The 19,008-nt window shown below is 57.8% G+C and carries 20 protein-coding genes and 1 tRNA gene; 13 read left to right on the plus strand and 8 right to left on the minus strand.

Annotated features, from left to right (window positions below; translation table 11 throughout):
- Positions 1-18: 18 nt before the first annotated feature.
- From ACZRMH_RS18055 to ACZRMH_RS18080, 6 genes are all read left to right on the plus strand, one after another.
- Positions 19-1,488, plus strand: a complete 1,470-nt coding sequence (locus ACZRMH_RS18055; RefSeq protein ID WP_464014577.1) for an aminotransferase-like domain-containing protein — start codon at positions 19-21, stop codon at positions 1,486-1,488.
- A gap of 71 nt (positions 1,489-1,559) precedes the next feature.
- A complete protein-coding gene (locus tag ACZRMH_RS18060) occupies positions 1,560-2,033 on the plus strand; it encodes a translation initiation factor 2 (RefSeq protein ID WP_464014578.1) in 474 nt (157 codons plus the stop codon).
- A gap of 153 nt (positions 2,034-2,186) precedes the next feature.
- On the plus strand, positions 2,187-2,441 hold the full coding sequence (locus tag ACZRMH_RS18065; protein ID WP_016779971.1) for a YkgJ family cysteine cluster protein: 255 nt from the start codon (positions 2,187-2,189) through the stop codon (positions 2,439-2,441).
- Between the two features lie 47 nt (positions 2,442-2,488).
- Positions 2,489-3,097, plus strand: coding sequence for an START domain-containing protein (locus ACZRMH_RS18070; protein ID WP_464014579.1), 609 nt, complete (start codon positions 2,489-2,491; stop codon positions 3,095-3,097).
- Positions 3,098-3,363: 266 nt separating this feature from the next.
- The gene (locus ACZRMH_RS18075; protein WP_060691140.1) at positions 3,364-3,705 is read left to right on the plus strand and encodes a ribonuclease E inhibitor RraB; all 342 of its coding nucleotides are present in this window, start codon (positions 3,364-3,366) and stop codon (positions 3,703-3,705) included.
- Between the two features lie 626 nt (positions 3,706-4,331).
- A complete protein-coding gene (locus tag ACZRMH_RS18080) occupies positions 4,332-5,054 on the plus strand; it encodes an amidotransferase (RefSeq protein WP_464014580.1) in 723 nt (240 codons plus the stop codon).
- A gap of 109 nt (positions 5,055-5,163) precedes the next feature.
- On the opposite strand, the gene ACZRMH_RS18085 is transcribed toward ACZRMH_RS18080, so the two are convergent.
- From ACZRMH_RS18085 to ACZRMH_RS18095, 3 genes are all read right to left on the minus strand, one after another.
- Entirely contained in the window at positions 5,164-6,135 is a 972-nt protein-coding gene (locus tag ACZRMH_RS18085) for a magnesium and cobalt transport protein CorA (RefSeq protein ID WP_464014581.1), read from the minus strand.
- 83 nt (positions 6,136-6,218) lie between these two features.
- Positions 6,219-7,001 carry a lysophospholipid acyltransferase family protein gene (locus tag ACZRMH_RS18090; protein WP_464014582.1) on the minus strand — a complete coding sequence of 261 codons (783 nt, stop codon included), beginning with the start codon at positions 6,999-7,001 and terminating at the stop codon, positions 6,219-6,221.
- Positions 7,002-7,221: 220 nt separating this feature from the next.
- Positions 7,222-7,911 (minus strand): crotonase/enoyl-CoA hydratase family protein, encoded by a 690-nt coding sequence (locus ACZRMH_RS18095; protein WP_464014583.1) that lies wholly within the window; start codon positions 7,909-7,911, stop codon positions 7,222-7,224.
- Positions 7,912-8,218: 307 nt separating this feature from the next.
- Here ACZRMH_RS18095 and ACZRMH_RS18100 point away from each other — a divergent pair.
- The 4 genes from ACZRMH_RS18100 to ACZRMH_RS18115 all read left to right on the plus strand — a co-directional run bounded on the left by ACZRMH_RS18100 (position 8,219) and on the right by ACZRMH_RS18115 (position 9,872).
- Positions 8,219-8,308, plus strand: a tRNA-Ser gene (locus tag ACZRMH_RS18100).
- A gap of 295 nt (positions 8,309-8,603) precedes the next feature.
- Positions 8,604-8,831 carry a type II toxin-antitoxin system Phd/YefM family antitoxin gene (locus ACZRMH_RS18105; RefSeq protein WP_464014584.1) on the plus strand — a complete coding sequence of 76 codons (228 nt, stop codon included), beginning with the start codon at positions 8,604-8,606 and terminating at the stop codon, positions 8,829-8,831.
- Positions 8,828-9,064, plus strand: a complete 237-nt coding sequence (locus tag ACZRMH_RS18110) for a type II toxin-antitoxin system VapC family toxin (RefSeq protein ID WP_464014585.1) — start codon at positions 8,828-8,830, stop codon at positions 9,062-9,064. The genes ACZRMH_RS18105 and ACZRMH_RS18110 overlap by 4 nt, the downstream gene beginning before the upstream one ends.
- Before the next feature lie 427 nt (positions 9,065-9,491).
- Positions 9,492-9,872 carry a hypothetical protein gene (locus ACZRMH_RS18115; protein ID WP_464014586.1) on the plus strand — a complete coding sequence of 127 codons (381 nt, stop codon included), beginning with the start codon at positions 9,492-9,494 and terminating at the stop codon, positions 9,870-9,872.
- A gap of 236 nt (positions 9,873-10,108) precedes the next feature.
- Here the strand turns inward: ACZRMH_RS18115 and ACZRMH_RS18120 are convergent, their stop codons facing one another.
- The 5 genes from ACZRMH_RS18120 to ACZRMH_RS18140 form a co-directional block, all read right to left on the minus strand.
- Complete coding sequence (locus ACZRMH_RS18120) at positions 10,109-10,936, minus strand: ABC transporter permease (protein WP_464014587.1); 828 nt, start codon at positions 10,934-10,936, stop codon at positions 10,109-10,111.
- Between the two features lie 8 nt (positions 10,937-10,944).
- Positions 10,945-11,817, minus strand: coding sequence for an ABC transporter permease (locus ACZRMH_RS18125; protein ID WP_464014588.1), 873 nt, complete (start codon positions 11,815-11,817; stop codon positions 10,945-10,947).
- A 10-nt stretch (positions 11,818-11,827) separates the two neighbouring features.
- A complete protein-coding gene (locus tag ACZRMH_RS18130) occupies positions 11,828-12,940 on the minus strand; it encodes an ABC transporter substrate-binding protein (protein WP_464014589.1) in 1,113 nt (370 codons plus the stop codon).
- Between the two features lie 92 nt (positions 12,941-13,032).
- The gene (locus ACZRMH_RS18135; RefSeq protein WP_464014590.1) at positions 13,033-14,124 is read right to left on the minus strand and encodes an ABC transporter ATP-binding protein; all 1,092 of its coding nucleotides are present in this window, start codon (positions 14,122-14,124) and stop codon (positions 13,033-13,035) included.
- 161 nt (positions 14,125-14,285) lie between these two features.
- Entirely contained in the window at positions 14,286-15,191 is a 906-nt protein-coding gene (locus tag ACZRMH_RS18140) for a LysR substrate-binding domain-containing protein (RefSeq protein ID WP_464014591.1), read from the minus strand.
- 193 nt (positions 15,192-15,384) lie between these two features.
- On the opposite strand from ACZRMH_RS18140, the gene ACZRMH_RS18145 reads away from it, so the two are divergent.
- The 3 genes from ACZRMH_RS18145 to ACZRMH_RS18155 are packed head-to-tail and all read left to right on the plus strand — an operon-like array spanning position 15,385 to position 18,826.
- The gene (locus ACZRMH_RS18145) at positions 15,385-17,133 is read left to right on the plus strand and encodes an amidohydrolase (protein ID WP_464014592.1); all 1,749 of its coding nucleotides are present in this window, start codon (positions 15,385-15,387) and stop codon (positions 17,131-17,133) included.
- Positions 17,130-18,074: a CobW family GTP-binding protein gene (locus ACZRMH_RS18150; protein WP_464014593.1), complete on the plus strand. Its 945-nt coding sequence runs from the start codon at positions 17,130-17,132 to the stop codon at positions 18,072-18,074. Before ACZRMH_RS18145 ends, ACZRMH_RS18150 begins: the two co-directional genes overlap by 4 nt.
- Entirely contained in the window at positions 18,071-18,826 is a 756-nt protein-coding gene (locus ACZRMH_RS18155) for a class II aldolase/adducin family protein (protein ID WP_464014594.1), read from the plus strand. Before ACZRMH_RS18150 ends, ACZRMH_RS18155 begins: the two co-directional genes overlap by 4 nt.
- The last annotated feature ends 182 nt before the right edge of the window (positions 18,827-19,008 follow it).

Here is a 19,008-nt window from a genome sequence, read left to right on the forward strand (position 1 = left end):
AACATCGAGTGCCGCGCCATGACCAATCTTTTGCTCTATCAACGCATCGCTCAGCAGTTGGCTGAGGATATCCGGCGTGGCGTTTATCAGCCGGGCGAGCGTGTGCCCTCGGTGCGCAAGATGAGTTCACAGCTCAATGTCAGCCATGCCACGGTGTTGCAGGCTTACGCCAACCTGGAAGACCAGGGCCTGATCCGGGCCCGACCGCAGTCCGGCTACTATGTGCACCAAACCCCGGCCCTGACCGCTCCCACCCCGGATATCGCCCGTGTTGAGCGCCCGGGCCTGGTCACCCGCAGTAGCATTATTCAGCAAGTTCTGGTCGAGTCCCGTCGTGAAGGCGTATTCCCGCTGGGCGCGGCGGTGCCCAGTGTCGACTACTTGCCAGTACGGGCGCTGCATCAGCAACTGGCCAAGGTCACGCGCTTTCACAGCCCGCGGGCATTCAGCTATATGTTCAGCCCCGGTTTTGAGCCTCTGCGCCGCCAGGTAGCAATCCGCATGCGTGATGCTGGCGTTGTAGTTGACCCTTCAGAAGTCATCATCACCCACGGCTGCGTCGATGCCCTGCAAATGTCGCTGCGCGTGCTGACACGCCCCGGCGACCTGATTGCGGCGGAGTCTCCGACCTATTACGGTCTGCTGCAACTGGCTGACTTGCTGGGTTTGAAAGTCATCGAAATCCCCAGCGACCCGGCCACCGGCATGAGCCTTGAGGCCCTGCAACTGGCCGCCAATCAATGGTCGATCAAGGCCCTGGTGTTGACCACGCGCCTGAGCAATCCGCTGGGCGGGACCATGCCCGAAGATCGGCAAAAGCAGTTGCTGCGCCTGGCTTCGGACTTTGATATCCAGATCGTCGAAGACGATATCTATGGCGAACTGATGTTCGAGGTCGGACGTACCAAGGCCCTGAAAGCCTATGACCGGCTGGATCGGGTGATCTACTGCTCGAGCTTTTCCAAAACCCTGTCGCCCGGTGTGCGGATCGGCTGGATGATTGCGGGCAAGTTCCAGCAGGAAATCCAGCGTCTGCAAACCTTCACTACTCACTCGGCGTGCAGCGTGACGCAGATGGGGGTGGCTGCTTACCTTGAAAATGGCGGTTACGACCGCCATTTACGTTATATCCGCCAGGAATACAGAAAAAACCTCAGTGCATTCCAGTTGGCTGTTCAACAGCATTTTCCGGAAGGCACGCAGATGTCCCGTCCCAGCGGAGGCTTTATCCTGTGGGTCAGCTTGCCGGGCCGGGTCAATACCCAGGAGCTGCATGTGCGAGCGCTGCAACAAGGCATCAGTATCGCCCCGGGGCTGATTTTCAGTAATACCGAGCAGTTCAACCATTGCATCCGGTTAAACTGCGGTACGCCCTGGAACCGCGAGGCCGAACGGGCCCTGATGACGCTTGGCATGCTTGCCAATCAGCTCTGCCAGGAAACTGCAGGCCTGTACGGTGGCTCGGCAACAGCTGGGGTGGCATATTGACTATAATTAACTTGTTAGCCTGTGCGTAAAGCGCGAGCATACGCACCTGAACCGATAAAGCTGTGGGAGTTATGAAAGCGACGTATTGTGCGAGTCTTGTGTTGATGGGTGTTTTAGGGGCGCTCAATGCGGTGGTTGCGACAGCAGCCCCGGAGCAACCTGCATCCACTTCTGCGCCCACGCAATCTGTCCAAACACCTGCAAAGCCTGCAGCCAGCGAGAAAAAGGCACCGGTTAAAACGCGTGCGCCGATTGCCTCCAAATCAAAGTCGGCCCATGAGATCGCCAAAAAGCGTTTGCCCGCGGCGAAGCTCGACTTGCGCCTGCCACCCGAGATGGTCAAGCAGTTGCGGCCCTTGGGCACAATCCCCATGCCGGCTCACAAACCGCTGTTGCCCAACATGTTTGGCGAAAAGCCGGCCGAAGAAAGCCCTTTCCAGCTCAACGGGCGTTTGCTCAGCAACGAAATGGACCTGCAATTGCGCAATGATTTTCGACGTAATGAAATCGAAGGTGCGGCGCTGGATTTCGAGTTCAAACAATAAGTGCCGAGCGCTGAAAAACGGGCTTCTAAACTGACTGTTCAGTCACTGCCATTAATCAGCACATTCTGCTGAACGGTCAATTTCAAACACCTGTTCCAGCGAGTACTATCCCTTGTCATCAACACACTTTGCCCCGAATCAGGAGCTGACTTCATGAATTGCCGTGAAGGCTGTGGCGCATGCTGCATAGCCCCTTCCATCAGTACACCGCTGCCCGGCATGCCTAATGGCAAGCCTGCGGGGGAACGCTGCCTGCATCTTTCTGTCGACTACTTGTGCGGTTTGTTCGGCCAGCCACAACGCCCTGCGGTGTGCGGCGACTTCAAGGCCGATATCGAGGTGTGCGGCAGCAATCGGGAAGAAGCGATCAACCTGATCGGCTGGTGGGAACAGGTAACCGCGGCATAGTGTGTTGGTCTCCAGTGAACAGACCTTCAACAATAAGGAATAAGACAATGGGTTCGTTGCATCGAGTGGCATTGGTATGTGGTTTGAGCGCTCTGCTGGTGGGCGTGGCTCAGGCTGAAGACTGGAAGGTCGCCAAGGATCAGGACGGCATCAAGGTGTCGCTGAGCGAAGTGGCCGGGTCCCAGTACAAGGCGTATCAGGGCGTGACGACCATCAAGGCGCCGTTGGCCAAAATCAGCAAATTACAGGAAGACGTGGCCAGTGCTTGTGCCTGGATCCATGAGTGCCAGTCGCAAAAATTGCTCAAGCATGAAGGCGACCAGAGCTGGACCTATACCCAGTTCAAAACCCCGTGGCCGGTAACCCCGCGTGATTCGGTACTGCTGGTAACTTCTGCTCAGGGCGCCGATGGCAGCCTGACCCGCACACTTAAAGGCCTGCCGACCTATATTCCGGAAGAAAAGGGCTTTGTGCGGGTTGCCCAGGTCAATGGCTTCTGGAAGCTGGTACCTAAAGGCGACAACCTCACCGAAGTGACCTATCAGGTACACACCGAGCCGGGTGGTAGCGTGCCTTCCTGGTTGGCCAACAAGTTTGTGGTCGATGCCCCTTTCAATACCCTCAAAGGGCTGAAAGAGCGCGCTGAAAAGCCGTAACCCACAGCAGTGCAAGCCGGGTCCTGGACAGCGCATCTGTCCGGGTACCGGGCGCGGGGTTTTCCGATAAACCATAAAACCTGTTGAAATTCATGGCTGGCCCCCTTGGCAGACGCCGCCCCGTGGAGCTACTCTGCATTCAGACCAGCGAAGTATTCGACTGGCTCTGATCTTGTTCGCTACATGCTTATTTCTTCCCTTGTCACGGCCATTTTGCAGCCAAAAGGGAAGCGCTGAATGTCTATCCATTGCGAGGAGGACGTTTCATGAGCACAGCCCATCAAGAAGACCTCAGCAGCTATGTGCTGCGCCGCATGAAAGAAGGCGGTTTTGACTTTTCACGTATCCATCCCATCGAGTTTTACGCGATCTTCCCGGATGAGGAGCGGGCGCGCAGAGCTGCAGGCAAATTTTGTGGTGAATCCCTGAATGCGCAAATCAACGTGCGTGATGACGGTGCCTGGAATCTGGAGTTGAGCAAAGTGATGTACGCCACCTATGGTGGCATCGGTGATTTCGAGCAGGACTTTGAGGCTGTTGTAGTGCCGCTGGGCGGGATTATCGAAGGCTGGGGCGTCAAGCAGGAGGTGCGTGGCCTGCTCAACTGAAATGCGTTTGATCAGTTCGCGGCTGGCCTCAGGGCTGGCCGTTTTGCTTTTTACCCCGGGTACCCAGCTCCGCGAAGACGTGCAGGGGCTGCACGTCTTCGGCATTTTGGCGGGTCTTTAGCCGATAACCTTGGTCAGGTTCGGCAAGATCAGCAGCAAGGTGGTCGCAAAGAGGATAAGTCCGGCCTGACGTACTTTCGTATATTTGAACATGGCTATCTGCCTTTTTTTGTTATTCCTGAACGACAATGCCTGCGTCAGGGCTCCACGCCTTGAAAACAAAGCGGCCCTGTCGACAGGCTTAACCTTAGAGTCCTCATAAGATAAGGCTTAGAACCCTTTCACATCATCCAAGTGCAGTAAGTTTCTAAAACGCTATTAGGTTTTTTGACCTTGCCCTGTCACCCCGCAGCTAGACGCAATGGGCTGTTTGAGAGGCGATATTCTTAGCGACCTACCGTTCGTCAGAGCGCTTTGTCCTTTACTGCCTTGTCCTACAAAAGTCTGCGGTTTTCGGGGCCTGGAGGGTAATTACTACGTTGAGTACTTGCCATGAAATGCCCTTTCAAGGCAGGCTCTGACGAGTTGTCATCATCACTTTCGCCTTTATCGTGCCAGGTACTTTTATGTCGCTACGCATCTGCATTCTGGAAACCGACATTCTGCGTCCAGAGTTTGTTGATCAATATCAGGGCTACGGGCAAATGTTCGTGCGCCTGTTCTCCACGCAGCCGATTGCGGCACAGTTCAGCGTTTTTAACGTGATGCAGGGCGAGTACCCGACTGATGACCAGACCTTCGATGCTTACCTGGTCACCGGCAGCAAGGCCGACTCGTTTGGCACCGATCCCTGGATCCAGACCCTCAAAACCTACCTGCTGAGCCGCTACGAACGTGGCGACAAGCTGCTTGGCGTGTGCTTCGGCCATCAATTGCTGGCGCTGCTGCTGGGCGGCAAGAGTGAGCGCGCCACTCAGGGCTGGGGCGTGGGCACCCATCAGTACAAACTTGCCGCCAGGGCGCCGTGGATGAGCCCTGTGGTCGAAGACCTGACACTATTGATCAGCCATCAGGATCAGGTCACAGCCTTGCCGGACAACGCTACGGTGATTGCGTCCAGCGATTTCTGCCCGTTTGCTGCCTACCACATTAATGACCAGGTACTGTGTTTCCAGGGCCACCCCGAGTTTATCCACGACTACTCGCGGGCCTTGCTTGACCTGCGCCAGGAGCATTTGGGCCAGCAGGTCTACACCAGCGGCATTGCTAGCCTGGATCAGGACCATCATGGCCGCACCGTTGCCGAGTGGATGATGCGTTTCGTGTCGCACAAGCCGCAAACAGTCTGACACCCGATTCGCATTGTGTAGGGTATTTGTGGGCGCGGGCTTGCTCGCGATACAGGCGGCGAGATCTGTCTGCTCACCATCGCGAGCAAACCCGCTCCCACAGTGAGGGTTACAACCAGCCAGACCGCTTGAAGCTGGTCCACAAGCCGGTCACCCCCAGCGCAATAAACCCCAGTACGCCGAAGTAACCGTAATGCCAGGTCAACTCCGGCATGTTCTGGAAGTTCATCCCGTAAATGCCCGCCACCGCAGTGGGGAAGGCCAGAATGGCCGCCCAGGCAGCGAATTTGCGTTGCACGTTGCTCTGGCGCGACGACTCCAGCAACACGACAATTTCAATCGTCTGGGTGGCGATATCACGCAGATTGGTGAGGTCTTCCATCTGGCGGGTGACGTGAATCTGCACATCGCGAAAATACGGGCGCATGTTCTTGTCGATAAAGGGGAACGTCAGGCGCTGCAGTTCTTCGCTGATCTCGACCATGGGCGCCACATAACGGCGCAGGCGCAGCACATCACGGCGCAGGCCATGCAGATGCACAATATCGGCCTCATTGAGGGCGTTGCCCATGATGCTTTGTTCGAGCTGTTCGATTTCGGCGTGGATCGCTTCGCTGACCGGCTGGTAGCTCTCTGTGACAAAGTCGAGCAGGGCATACAGCACAAAGTCCTCGCCATGCTCCAGCAGCAGCGGGCGCGCCTCACAGCGCTGGCGCACAGCCTTGTATGAGGCCGAATGGCCATTGCGGCTGGTGATGATATAGCCGTTACCGGCAAAGATATGGGTTTCGACAAACTCCAATTGGCCTTCATGGCGAATTGGCGAATAAATCACGATAAACAGCGCGTCGCCAAAGGTTTCGAGTTTGGGCCGGCTGTGTTGCTCAAGTGCGTCTTCGATGGCCAGTTCATGCAGGTTGAACTGGCGTTGCAAGTTGGTCAGCTCTTGCGCGTCGGGTTGCTCCAGACCAATCCAGACGAAGTGACCAGGCTTTTTGGCCCACTCACTACCTTCGTCCAGAGTGATATTGGTAACTTTCTTGCCTGCGCTGTAGACCGCAGCAGCAACAACTCTCCCCATAGTTCTAATCGCTTCTTCTTCAAAGGGTTATGGCACGAATATGCAGCTTAGCGTGCCTTGCCCCACTTTGAGTCGACAAACAGTCAGAGGTTCGGGTTCGAAGCGGTAGTGCTGCCTCCGGCCACAGGCGGCAACCTGCGGTTTTGCTGGCTCAGCAGTTCGCGGTCCATGGCCTCGATGCATTCGCGCATCTGCTCATGGCACTGCTCCATTAGCTGCGGGATATCATCCAGGGTCAGGCCTGCGGTCGGGATAGCTGGCAGGGAGCGAATCAGGATATCGGCACTGTGCCAGCGGTTGAGCTGAAAATGCTGGCTATAAGTGCTGACGCACACCGGCACAATCGGCACCCCGGCCGTGATGGCCATTTGAAAAGCGCCTTTTTTGAACGCCAGCAGTGTCTTGCCCATATTACGCGTGCCCTCCGGGAACACCCAGATGGACGTGTCCTTCTCTTGCAGGGTGCGGGTCGTGGTCAGCATCGACTGACGGGCTTTCTTGGCATTGCCCCGATCGATCAGCACATTGCCCGCCAGCCAGAACAACTGACCGAACAGCGGCACCCATTTCAGGCTCTTTTTGCCGATGCAAACAGTGCGGCGCGGCACCACATTACCGAACACAAACAGGTCGTAGTTGGACTGATGGTTGGCGATGACCACGCAGCTTTGTGGCTTGTCCATCAAGGGGCCGACTTCGGTCTTGAGCTTGTAGCCCAGGATCCAGCGGGACGGCCACGCATACAGGCGCGCGCACAAACGGCTGTTGTCCGGGTTGAAGGGACGACACATACCCAGCAGCACACCGAGTACGCCTGCGATCATAAAATGCAGACACATCAACAACATACGTATCGAAAGTAGCATTTACAGGCTCGCGAAAACTAAGGATGGCGCAGTGTACGGATGTGCACTGTATTCAGCAATTACCCCGATACAAGTAGGAGATAGCTGAATTTTTAGCATTTGTTTCAGCGAGCGTGCAGAGAGGCGGGCCAGAGGTGTTCAAGGATGTTTATGGCGGGGGCAGGGCGGGGCAAATCCCGACCGCAGGTTGCAGTCGGGATTGATCTTGCAGGGGCGCGATTTAGAGCGGATGCAGCCGATCTTCCTCGATCGCCTTGTCGAGGGTTTCCAGCAGTGCTTTGCGTACCTTGAGCTTGGTGTTCTTGTGGGCCTTCATATTGATCTTCTTCAACTGACGGGCCGCTTCAAGGGCTGCGGCCTGCAACTCTTCAGGCTTGACCACCTTGTCGAGGAAGCCTGCGTCTACCGCGGTGAGCGGGTTAAACATTTCGCCGTTGATCACCGAGCGATGGAAGGCCGATTTGCGCAGACGATCGCGGGCCAGTTCGATACCGGCGTGGTGCATGGTCATACCGATCTGAACTTCATTCAGGCCGATGCTGAACGGGCCTTCGACGCCGATGCGGTAATCCACCGACAGCAACAGGAAAGCGCCCTTGGCCACGGCATGGCCGCTGCAGGCGATCACCACCGGGAACGGATGCGCCAGCATGCGCCGGGCCAGGGTCGAGCCCTGTCGAACCAGCTCGATGGCTTGCTCGGGGCTGGCTGTCATCACCTTCAAGTCATAACCGCCGGAGAGAATGCCCGGCTGCCCGGTAATCATGACTACAGCGCGATCCTGCTCGGCCTGATCCAGCGCGGCATTAAAGGCCGTGATCACATCCGGGGAAATGGCATTGACCTTGCCATTGCTCAAGGTCAGCGTGGCGATACCGTCTTCCAGGTGGTAGGCAATCAAGTCACTCATGGCGCAAATCCTTGTAATGAAGTGGGGCAGACGTTACCCAGCCCTACGGCGCAGGTAAAGGGCCATGACTGACTGGTGAGTCATGCTATTGGCCTCATCCTTCTATATAGAGGGCAGCCCGCCAGCGATTCAGGGGGAACAGGCAAAGCTGACGAGCCGGAATTTGGCAGAATCGCCCCACTGGGGCCAACCACCAAAAGGACTATTTTCGTAAGCGCATGAAAATTCTGAAAAAAACATTTGTCATATCGAAAGCTTTCGACTACATTAGCGCGCCTCGACAGACAGAACTTGTTTGAAGAGATACGGTGAAGTGTCCGAGTGGCTTAAGGAGCACGCCTGGAAAGTGTGTATACAAGAAATTGTATCGAGAGTTCGAATCTCTCCTTCACCGCCACATTAAGTAAACGCAAACCCCTGATTTTCCTAGAGAAAGTCGGGGGTTTGTGGTTTCTGGCGTCTGAAAAAGGGCGATATGGGACCAATATGGGGCTTGAGTGCTTCATTGCCTTACCCGTCAATACCTCAATGCTCGATAGTTGGGATTCGTAGCCCTCGCCCCCTCACTCCCGCAAATTCTTAGGCTTCCACCCAGTCAGTACGGCCTGCCAGCGGTAGTACTCAAGCCCCCTTTGCTTAGTCCATGACGTGAACTAATCTGGTTGTGCTGGCCACCATCGGCAGGTTGCGACATGCAGACCCATAACATTCATGCAGCGAAAACGCAGTTTTCACAGCTTGTTGATGCGGCAGCGGGCGGGGAGATCATCATCATCGCCAAGGCAGGCGTGCCAGTGGCCAAGCTGGTTCCTATTACAGCCCCCAAGCGCCGCGGGATGCTCGCTGGGGTGACATTCAGCACCGAGGCTTCGGGCACTCTCGATGCTGAAATAGAGGGGCTGTTTGAGGGCAAGGCATGAGGTTATTGCTCGACACTCATATCCTGATCTGGGCAGCGATCGGCGACGACAAACTGTCCAAGGCTGCTGCCCAGCTTATCGACGATGAGGTCAATACCCTGTATTTCAGCGCAGCCAGCATCTGGGAGCTGACCATCAAAGGCGCCGAGCGCACCGGAGTTATTCCAGCTAGTGCTGATGGAAGGCGGTCGCACTTTAGAGCCATCCATACAGGCTACAGGGCTCTCAGGTGAAGGCTATCGGATAGCAATTTTGACTCGCTTCGGGGTAGTGACGTGCTTTATGCCCAGGCGCGGGCCATCGTCCCCCCACCTCGCCTGCGGGCTAATAGGTCTTTTTTCCGCAGTCCTGCACCAAGCTGATAGGAGGAGGTTATATGTTGAGTGCCATCTTAATAAAAGGAAAAATCCTTCAGTAATTACGTGATTGTCCGGCATAACTGCAGTGTTGCCCCTGTTAGCGTTCTCCACACTATGCGATCAATGGAGAAGAGAGCATGCCGGATTCATCCAGGCTCAAGGCCAGCAAGGCACTTAACGGCCCATTCGCTGTGCTGTTGTACGGTAATTATTGTGTTTTCAGGCGCCTGCATGCCCGCGATGCATTGGACGGAGTGTCAAATGAGTCCAATGACTGCAACGTCGGGTCAGGAGTGTGTTTGTGATCAAGCCGTTTGAACGGGTTTATTTGAGTGAAAAACACTCTGGACGCCAGGGCGGCGACAGAAAGAAAAGTGGCCACGATAACCAAGGCAGTGGAGCGCCGCCAGGCCCTCCAGGAGATGATAAATTGCAAAGCCGGGTTGATGCACTGGAAAAAGCGCTCCCCGAGATCCGCGAACGGATCGTACGGGTAGAGACCAAACTGGACGGTATTGAAAAAAACATGGCCACAAAAACGGACTTGGGCGAACTCCGAGTATCGATGGCTGAGTTGAAAACCTGCGTTATTGAAGGGTTCAACAACCAGACCAAATGGTTTGTAGCCACGGCCGTTGTACTGGCAGGTATCGCGTTTACTACAGCTCGTCTGATGCTCTGAACGCAGGTGTTTAGCCTGCATAAGGCATAGGTGCAGATGATCAGAGGTGTGAGCTTACTGATAGATAATCAGGAAATCCGTACGACACTTCACATCCACGAAAAGTCAGAGAAAGCCCTGTTCAAATCGCCGAAGCATTGCCGTAGAACCCACACCGCCTACATTCAATCATCTGAAAAAAAGCCAGAAAAATAGCCGACTGCATATAAGTCCATCGGCTATTTTCTGTTCGGGCATTACGAGTGCAGCAGTTTCTGCGCGCGTTTTTCGGCCAGATGGGCAAACACCAGTCGACCAATCAGAACCAGCAGGGTCAGTGATATCAGTACCACGGAGATGGCCGCAACACTCGGGTCGACGTTGTCGCGCAAGCCGCTCCAGATTCGTTTGGGCAGGGTGTCGACGTTGACGCTGGTGATAAACAGCGTCACCGCGACCTCTTCCCACGACAGGGCAAACGCCAGCAATGCGGTGGAGGCGATGCCCAGTTTCAGGTTGGGCAGGATCACCATAAAGGTGGTTTGCATCAGGCTGGCACCGAGGTTGCGTGACGCCAGTTCGATGCGCCGGTCAATCTGGCTGAGGGCAACCAGCATGGTCACCACGCCATACGGTACCACCATGATGACGTGGGCAATGACCACGCCTGGCAAGGTGTCATAACCCATGCCCGGGGCGAAGCGCCCTAGTTTGGTTTCCATAAAGTACAGCACCAGTGCCGAGATGACCGGCGGGATCGCCATCGGCAACAGCACCAGACCGATCAGGGCCGTGGCCAGTTTTGAGCGCATATACCAGATGCCGAGGCTGAAGCTGGCGGCCAGTAAGGTGGCGACCACGCTGGTGGCGAAGGCAATGGTCAGGCTCTGGCTGATGGCATGCAGCCAGTCGGGGTTGCTGGCCAGTGCTTCGTAATGGCGCAGCGACCAGTTGCCCTCTGGCATCGACAGGAAGCGTTTGCTGGTGAAGGACACCGGAATGACCGTCAGCAGCGGGAACAGCATAAAGGCCATGGCGATGACGGCCAGTAGCCGCGTACTCAGGCTTGTGCGATGGGTATTCATAAGTAACCTCAGCCGACCAGGCGGTTCACGCGGGTGATTTTCAGCAGCACCCAGATCAATGCACTGACCAGTGCCAGCAACACCACGCTCAGCGCTGCCCCCAGGCCCCAGTTACTGGTCTGGAACATTTGCAGGAACACGTATTCGGCGATCATCACCGTCTGCCCGCCGCCCAGCAGTACCGGGGTAATAAAGAAGCCCAGGCAGAATACGAATACCATGATGAACGCACCCAATATGCCTGGCAGGGTCTGCGGCAGCAGCACTTGCCAGAATGTGCGCAAGGCACCGGCACCCAGGCCGCGTGATGCCATGAGGATGCGCTGATCGAGTTGACGCATGCTCGACAGCAGCGGGAATACGGCATACGGGATCATGACGTGGAGCATGCCGATGACCACGCCGATTTCATTGCGGCTCAGCTGTAGCGGTTGATCAATCAGGCCCATGCCCAACAAGCCTTCATTGAGCACGCCATTGCTGCGCAGCGCGATCAACCAGCCAAAAGCACGTACCAGTACCGAGATCCAGAACGGGATAAAGATGCAGATTTCCACCACCCGTTGCCAGAACGGCGGGCTGAATATCCAGCAGTAGGCCAGCAGATAGCCGATCAGCAATGCCAGGCAGCTTACCGTCATGCACAGGCGCAGTGTGCGCCAGAGCATGTCGTGGATCGCCGGGTCGGTGGCGATGCGTTCGTACTGTTCGATGCCGGGTGTGGGCAGGGTAAAGCTCCAACCCACCACGCCAATAAAGGGCAGCACATAAAACACCAGCAGCAATACTGGCAGCGGAAACAGCAGCAAACCGCGCTCAAGGCCTGGCGAACTGAACCGGGGCTTGGGCTTGCTGAGGGTTGAAGTCAGGGTCATGGTCATGGTCGATGGCTCACTTGGACAGCCGCGTCAGGTAGGTTTCCAAGGCTTTCGAGTAGTTGTCGGCGTACCACTGGGCATTCAGGGAAATCTGCTTTTTCAGGTTCTCGGCAGACGCGCAGTTGGCTTCCAGCTGCTGGGGTGACATCAGTTTTTCGGTGGCACTGTTGGACGGGCCGTTGCCCAGCAGTTCGAACAGTTTGAGCTGGCCTTCAGGCTGCAATGCGTACTCAATAAACTGCATGGCCGGTTGCGTACCGGCCGGGTTGTCTTGCAACACGGACCAACTGCTGGAGTTGATAAAGCCGTTGTCGAAGCTCCAGCGCACGCGGTTGTCGGTGTCTTCGGCGAGCAGTTTGGCGCGGGTGTGCCAGATGGCACCCACCGACACTTCGCCGTCGACCATCAGTTGCTGGCTTTCGGCACCCGAGCTCCAGAACGACAGCACATGGGGCTTGATCTCGTCGATCTTGGCCATAGCCCGCGCCACATCCAGCGGATACAACTGATCGACGGGTACGCCATCGGCCAGCAGAGCGGCTTCGAGCATGCCGTTCATCCATTTGTACAGCGTGCGCTTGCCTGGGAATTTCTCCACATTCCAGAAATCAGCCCAGGTTTTTGGCCCGTTTTCACCGAATTTCTTGCTGTCCCAAGCCATGACATAGCTGAACTGATAGCTGGCAATACCGAAATCGGAGGACAGTGCCGGGGCCACCTGATCACGCTTGATGACGTTGTAGTCCAGCGGTTGCAGGATCTTTTCGCGGCCAAGCACGATGGCGCTGTAGCTCTCGATATCGACCACGTCCCAGCTTGGGCGCCCGCTCGCCAGTTGGGAGCGGATTGCGCCTTCGGTCGGGCCGGCACCGTCGATACGCACCTGGATCCCGGTGTTTTTGCTGAAAGTTTCGGTCCATGCCGAGCGGAACGCGGTCAGTGCATCGCCGCCCCAGTTGACCACCACCAGCGGTTTGTCGGCCGCCCAGCTGATGCCGCTGCGCAGGGCCAGCGGCACCGCAGCCATCAGGCCCATGGCCTGCATAAAGGAGCGACGGTTGATCTGACCACTGCGGGCTTTTTCGATCAGTACTTCAATACAGTCGCGTTGGTGATCCTGGCTCATGGGCAAGTCCTCAATCGGCGGCGTCGCAGCGGACACGGGCCGTTTTTGTTGTCATTGGGAGAGAGCTTTTTGTTGCGCGTTGATCGCAGGCATCAGGCCTGTAGCAGGAAACTTTGCTGCACCGGCCAGCTCAGCCAGACCGGCGCCCCGCTGGGCATCAGCGCACCCGGGTGATTGCCGGGGACGGAGAGGTTGACGGGCAATGCGTCGTCGCCGACCTTGAGCGCCAGATGCGTGCTGGAACCCTGGTAAACCTTGTCGGTGAGCTGTGCGGGTATCACGTTGTAACCATCGCGCTGCGGGCAGTTGCTGTGCAGTTCCATATGCTCGGGGCGCACGGCCAGTACGGTCGGTTGTGCGCTCAGCGGGGAGGGCGCGAGGGCGTGCAGTACGCTGGTGCCGCAGCGGCCACTGGCGGTTGGGCCGTTGCGGATCATGTCCAGCAGCGGGAACAGATTCATCTTGCCCAGGAATTCGGCGACAAAACGGCTGTCCGGGCGGTTGTAGATGTTCTCCGGCGTATCAACCTGGGTCAGCTTGCCGTGGTTGAAGATCGCGATACGCGACGACAGCGCCAAGGCTTCATTCTGATCGTGGGTGACAAAAACGAAGCTGGTACCAACCTGACGATGGATGCGCTGCAGTTCGGTCTGCAGCTGCTCGCGCAGGTTTTTGTCGAGTGCCGACAGTGGCTCATCGAGCAGCAGCAGTTCCGGCTCGAACACCAGCGCGCGGGCAATGGCTACCCGTTGTTGCTGACCGCCGGACAGCTCGGCGGGTTTTTTGTGCATATGTGCACCCAGACCGACCACTTCGAGAATGTGCTTGACCCGGCGCTGGCGCTCCTCGGCGGCGACTTTGCGGATACGCAGCGGGTAGGCCACGTTATCGGCCACGCTCATGTGCGGGAACAACGCATAGCCCTGGAACACCATGCCGTAGTTCCGCTTCTCGGCACTGCGTTTGATGATATCGACGCCTTGCTCCATCAGCTTGCCCGAGGTGGGGCTGAGAAAGCCCGCCAGAATCATCAGCAAGGTGGTTTTGCCCGAGCCGGAAGGGCCCAGCAGGGTCAGGAATTCGCCTTGGCGAACGTCAAGGTTGACGTTGTCCAGCGCTGCAAAACGACCGTAATACTGGCTGATGCCTTGTGCGCTGAGCTGGATTGCAGGACCGCTGGCCACGATAGGAATTCCTCTTTTTATTGCCCCAGGGCGTGCGGCGACGGAGGTAAATCCGGCAGGGGGCTTTAGGCTTATTATTGTTAAAAATATCGCTACATCAATGGAATTATTTTGCTCGTATTGGTTAGTTTTTTTACTCAATACTGGGTTGAAAGCGGCTTCTACAGGGTGTCCTGCCAGGTCTGGTGTGAGGACTGCAATTGGGTTTTGACCCAGCTACTGAAGGCCTGCACCACTGCGCGCTCGGCTTTTTGCGGGTCGGCAACCAGGTAGTAGCCGCGGTGCAGGTCGATGGTGATATCGAACGGACGTACCAGCAGCCCTTTGGACAAGGCATCACCGCTGATCAGATTGTCGCCGATGGCGATACCCTGGCCGGCTATGCACGCCGACTGCGCGCAGTGTGCGTCGGAGAACAGGATGCCGCTGACCGCGTTGACCCCCGAGGCGCCTGCGGCGGTTAACCAGACCCGCCAGTCCGAGTAATCGGTCATGTGCAGCAACGGGAAATCACTGAGCTCCTGCGGGCTTTTCAGACCGCTCAGGGCATTGATCAGGCGCGGGCTGCACACTGGGAAAAAACGCAATGCCACGATCTCTTCCACGGTCACTTCCGGCCAGTCGCCAATGCCGTAGGCGATAAACAGGTCGGCACTCGGGTTGCTGATCTCACCGGGCGTGCGGGGGGTAATCAGTTGCAGTTGCACTTGCGGGTACTGGCGCAAAAATGCGCCAAGGTGATGGCATAACCAGTAGGTGGCGAACCCCGGTGCGCAACTGACGCACAGGCGGCCGCTGATTTCCTGATCATCGACCACCTGACCGGCATCGAGCAGGTTGAGCAAAATCCCGTGGACCTCTCGCGCATAACGTTCGCCCTGGTAGGTGAGGCCAATGCCGCGACCGATGCGCTCGGTCAGGGTAAAGCCGACGCACTCCTCCAGCTTGCTGATCTGGTGGCTGATGGCACTGCGGGTCAGGTTCAGTTCGCGTGCGGCGACCGACACGCTGCCCAGGCGTGCGACCGCGTCCAGGGCGCGAAGGGCTGTCATCGAAGGAAAGCGCATAAATCATCCCGGAAAATGGTGATTGAAATTGAACAGTCAGGCCAAAAAAAATCGATTGTTGTATCGCTTGGTTCAACAATACTAGCCCAACTTGTCCCTCGGCAGCTCCAGGCGCGAGCTGTCCGTTACAACAATAAAAATTTCCCGGTCCCCCCAAGACCTTTCTTTTGCACTGACCTAAAAGGTGGCTTACATGGCTGAGTCCGACAACTTCACTTCGACCCACTCCACGCAAGGGCTTTATGCCGATCTGATCCTCGCGAACGGTCGCATCTGCACCCAGGATCCGGCAAACCCGTGGGCCGAGGCCGTGGCGATCCGCGACGGCAAGTTGATCGGTGTCTCCAACCTGGGCCAGCTTGAAGCCTTCAAGGGGCCGAACACCCTGTTGCATGATCTGCAAGGCGCGTTCTGCATGCCGGGCCTGCATGATATGCACACCCATCCGGACCTGGCGCTGGCACCGCGCTACAGCGATGACCTGGATGTGGGGATCGAAGACCCGACCCCCGAGCAACTGCGCGAAAGCATCCTCGCCTATGCCGACAGCCACCCCGGTGACGGCTGGATTTATGGGCAGTACTGGGTCCGTTACACCTTCCGCGAAGCCGGACTGACGCCGGGCCGTGCATGGCTCGACAGCGTGATGCCGGACCGCCCGGTGGCGCTGCTCGACCGCATGTGGGGCACCATGATGGTCAACTCCAAAGCGCTGCAACTGGCCGGTATCGACCGTCATACCGCCGACCCGCGCAACGGCTATCTGGAGCGTGATGAACTGACCGCCGAGCCCACCGGCCTGATGATCGACGGCGCCTACGCCATGATCCACGCTGCCATGCCGCCCACCCCGGTCAGCGTGTTGCGTCGTGCCTACCGCGACGGCGTGCATTTTCAGAGTTCCCGCGGCGTGACCTCCAGTAAATACGTCCACGTTTGCGAGCAACGCTTGCAGGCCTTGAAAGAACTCGACGACAGCGGCGAGCTGACGGTGCGCATCGAAGCCGCCATCAGTTGGCAGGACGATATATTCCCGGTGCGTCGTCGCTGGGAGCTGCTCAGCGGCGAGCGGCACTATTACCGCAGCGCCCGCCTCAGCGCCAATGCGGTGAAGTTTCACTTCGACGGCACGGTCGAGCCCAAGTCTTCGTACCTGCTGACCCCCTGGCCGCAAGAGTCGAGCTGGCGCGGCAAGCTCAACCTGACCCCGGAGCACATCACCGACATGGTGGTGGATATGGACAAAAAAGGCATTCGGGTGATCGCCCACTGTACCGGGGACGGCGCCTCTGACGTGTTCCTCGATGCTGTAGCCGAGGCCCGTCGTCGCAACGGTTTCAGCGGCGTGCGCCATCAATGCGCGCACAGTACCTTGCTGCACCCGGGCAACCTGCCGCGCTTCAAGGAACTGAACGTGATCGCCGAGTTTTCCCCGGCGGCCTGGTATCCGACCCCGTTCGCCAGTGGCGCCCGTTCGGGCTATGGCCAGGAGCGGCTCAAGCGCATCTATGACTTCAAGGGCGTACTGGAAGCTGGCGGTACTGCGGTGATGGGTACCGACTGGCCGGTAGCATCGATTGACCCGTGGCTGGCGCTGGAAACCATGGTCACCCGGCAGAACCCGTGGAACGACGACCCGGCTTGTTTCGGCGATCCGATCAGCCTGGAGCAGGCGTTGAATGTGGTCACTCGCAACGGTGCCGTGGCCATGGGCCTGGAACACAGCACCGGCAGCCTGGAGGTCGGCAAGTCGGCGGACCTTATTGTCATCGACCGTGACCTGTTCGCCGCGCCTGCACGCAACTACATCCACCGCACCCATGTGCTGCTGACCTTTGTCGAGGGGCAACTGGTTTACGACCGCCATGGGGCATTGGCCCCGGCAGGCATCAAGGCCGTCTGGCAGGGCGAGCCACCGGTGCTAGAAGGTAAAGCAACATGAGTACGCCACGGATCGCAGTAACCGTAGTTTCGGGTTTTCTCGGTGCGGGCAAAACCACCTTGCTCAATCGCATGGTACAGCGTGCTCAGGGGCGTCGGCTGGCGGTGATCGTCAATGACTTTGGCGAGCTGAATATCGATGCGGCGATTGTATCCGAGGTCACGGATGCAGTGGTCAGCCTGCAAAACGGCTGCATCTGCTGCACGGTTCAAGAAGACCTGCTGGCGCAACTGACTGCCATGGCGCAAATGCAGCCGCGGCTTGAGCGCATTGTTATTGAGTGCAGTGGTGTGTCCGATCCGCAGCGCATTGTGCAAACCCTGGCCTACCCGCAATTGCGCAGCCAGATGCAACTGGACATGGTGATCACTGTGGTCGACGCCACCCGCCATTTGCAACTGGAGGGCGAGTACGCCCGTCTGGCCCGGGCGCAAGTGGGGGCTGGCGACTTGCTGTTGCTGAACAAGACCGATCTGGTCGACGCCGGGCAGTTGCAAGCCCTGCATGACGCCCTGGGCCACAGGACGCGGATACACGAAAGCGTGCAGGCCCAACTGCCCGATGCGCTCTGGCTGGATTCGGAGCCTGAACCTCGCTCGGCGAAACCGCTGACTCCCGTTTCCAGCGACGATCACAGCGAGATGTTCAGCAGCTGGACATGGCAGCAAACCGCGACCCTTAATGTGGAGCGCCTGCGTGGCTGGTTGCAGGCCTTGCCAAGCGACGTATTCCGGGTCAAGGGGCTGGTGGTGCTGGCCCAGGGCAGCGCCGCGCATTGGTTGCAGCATGTGGGCAGTCGTAGCCAGTTTTCGCCGGCCACCGATGAAGCGATGGCCAACGTCAGCCAGTTGGTGTTTATTGCACGGCGTGGCTTCAATGGCTGGGATGCGTTGGGGCAGGGGTTGCAAGCATGCACAATCACAGAGGGCGAACGGACATGAACCCGGTAGAACGGCAATTACGTGAGCAATTGGCGGCCTGTTATCGGCTGATCGCGCACTTTCGCATGACTGATTTGATCTTCACCCATATCTCGGTGCGAATCCCCGGGCCGGAGCATCACTTTCTGATCAACCCCTACGGGCTGATGTTTGAGGAAATCACCGCCTCCAATCTGGTCAAGATAGACCTGCAAGGCCATGCCGTGGAGCCCTCGCCGTACCCGGTCAACCCGGCCGGCTTTGTGATTCACAGTGCCATACACGGCGCCCGTGAAGACGCTCAATGCGTGTTGCACACCCATACCCGATCCGGGTGTGCGGTGGCGGCACTGCAGTGTGGCCTGTTGCCAGTGAACCAGATCTCGATGGAGTTCTACGGCCGCGTTGCCTACCACGACTATGAGGGCCTGGCGCTGGACCTGAGCGAGCAACAGCGGCTGGTGCAGGACATCGGCGACAAACCCGTGCTGATCCTGCGCAACCACGGTTTGCTGACCGTCGGGGAAACCGTGAGCCAGGCCTTTTTGCGCATGTATTACCTGGACAAGGCCTGCGAAATCCAGCTGGCCGCGATGGCTGCCGGTGAGCTGGTGTTGCCAGCCGCTGATATTTGCGAGTACACCGAGCGCCAGTTCAACGACCCCGCCAGGCCGCTGGAGGAGGGCGAACTGGACGACCCCGATGCCATGCAACTGGCCTGGGCTGCGCTAGTGCGAATGCTTGATCGGATTGCACCGGATTACAGGGATTGATTGGCAAGCGCATCGAAGTGATGCCATCGCGAGCAAGCCTGCTCCCGCAGGTTTTTGCAGTGCTCACTGCCAAGCACCCTGTGGGAGCGGACTTGCCCGCGACTCAGGCGACGCGGTCTGGCTGAAAAGCCGCAGAAGCAGCGAGCTGCGTTACTATCGTGCCCTGGCAATCATCAAGGACG

The organism is Pseudomonas sp. B414, from assembly GCF_055408445.1.

Bases quoted from the DNA above. Each gene is read 5' to 3' on its own strand.
- ACZRMH_RS18055 (WP_464014577.1), top strand. From the start codon at position 19: ATGACCAATCTTTTGCTCTATCAACGCATCGCTCAGCAGTTGGCTGAG.
- ACZRMH_RS18060 (WP_464014578.1), top strand. From the start codon at position 1,560: ATGAAAGCGACGTATTGTGCGAGTCTTGTGTTGATGGGTGTTTTAGGG.
- ACZRMH_RS18065 (WP_016779971.1), top strand. From the start codon at position 2,187: ATGAATTGCCGTGAAGGCTGTGGCGCATGCTGCATAGCCCCTTCCATC.
- ACZRMH_RS18070 (WP_464014579.1), top strand. From the start codon at position 2,489: ATGGGTTCGTTGCATCGAGTGGCATTGGTATGTGGTTTGAGCGCTCTG.
- ACZRMH_RS18075 (WP_060691140.1), top strand. From the start codon at position 3,364: ATGAGCACAGCCCATCAAGAAGACCTCAGCAGCTATGTGCTGCGCCGC.
- ACZRMH_RS18080 (WP_464014580.1), top strand. From the start codon at position 4,332: ATGTCGCTACGCATCTGCATTCTGGAAACCGACATTCTGCGTCCAGAG.
- ACZRMH_RS18085 (WP_464014581.1), bottom strand. From the start codon at position 6,135: ATGGGGAGAGTTGTTGCTGCTGCGGTCTACAGCGCAGGCAAGAAAGTT.
- ACZRMH_RS18090 (WP_464014582.1), bottom strand. From the start codon at position 7,001: ATGCTACTTTCGATACGTATGTTGTTGATGTGTCTGCATTTTATGATC.
- ACZRMH_RS18095 (WP_464014583.1), bottom strand. From the start codon at position 7,911: ATGAGTGACTTGATTGCCTACCACCTGGAAGACGGTATCGCCACGCTG.
- ACZRMH_RS18105 (WP_464014584.1), top strand. From the start codon at position 8,604: ATGCAGACCCATAACATTCATGCAGCGAAAACGCAGTTTTCACAGCTT.
- ACZRMH_RS18110 (WP_464014585.1), top strand. From the start codon at position 8,828: ATGAGGTTATTGCTCGACACTCATATCCTGATCTGGGCAGCGATCGGC.
- ACZRMH_RS18120 (WP_464014587.1), bottom strand. From the start codon at position 10,936: ATGAATACCCATCGCACAAGCCTGAGTACGCGGCTACTGGCCGTCATC.
- ACZRMH_RS18125 (WP_464014588.1), bottom strand. From the start codon at position 11,817: ATGACCATGACCCTGACTTCAACCCTCAGCAAGCCCAAGCCCCGGTTC.
- ACZRMH_RS18130 (WP_464014589.1), bottom strand. From the start codon at position 12,940: ATGAGCCAGGATCACCAACGCGACTGTATTGAAGTACTGATCGAAAAA.
- ACZRMH_RS18140 (WP_464014591.1), bottom strand. From the start codon at position 15,191: ATGCGCTTTCCTTCGATGACAGCCCTTCGCGCCCTGGACGCGGTCGCA.
- ACZRMH_RS18145 (WP_464014592.1), top strand. From the start codon at position 15,385: ATGGCTGAGTCCGACAACTTCACTTCGACCCACTCCACGCAAGGGCTT.
- ACZRMH_RS18150 (WP_464014593.1), top strand. From the start codon at position 17,130: ATGAGTACGCCACGGATCGCAGTAACCGTAGTTTCGGGTTTTCTCGGT.
- ACZRMH_RS18155 (WP_464014594.1), top strand. From the start codon at position 18,071: ATGAACCCGGTAGAACGGCAATTACGTGAGCAATTGGCGGCCTGTTAT.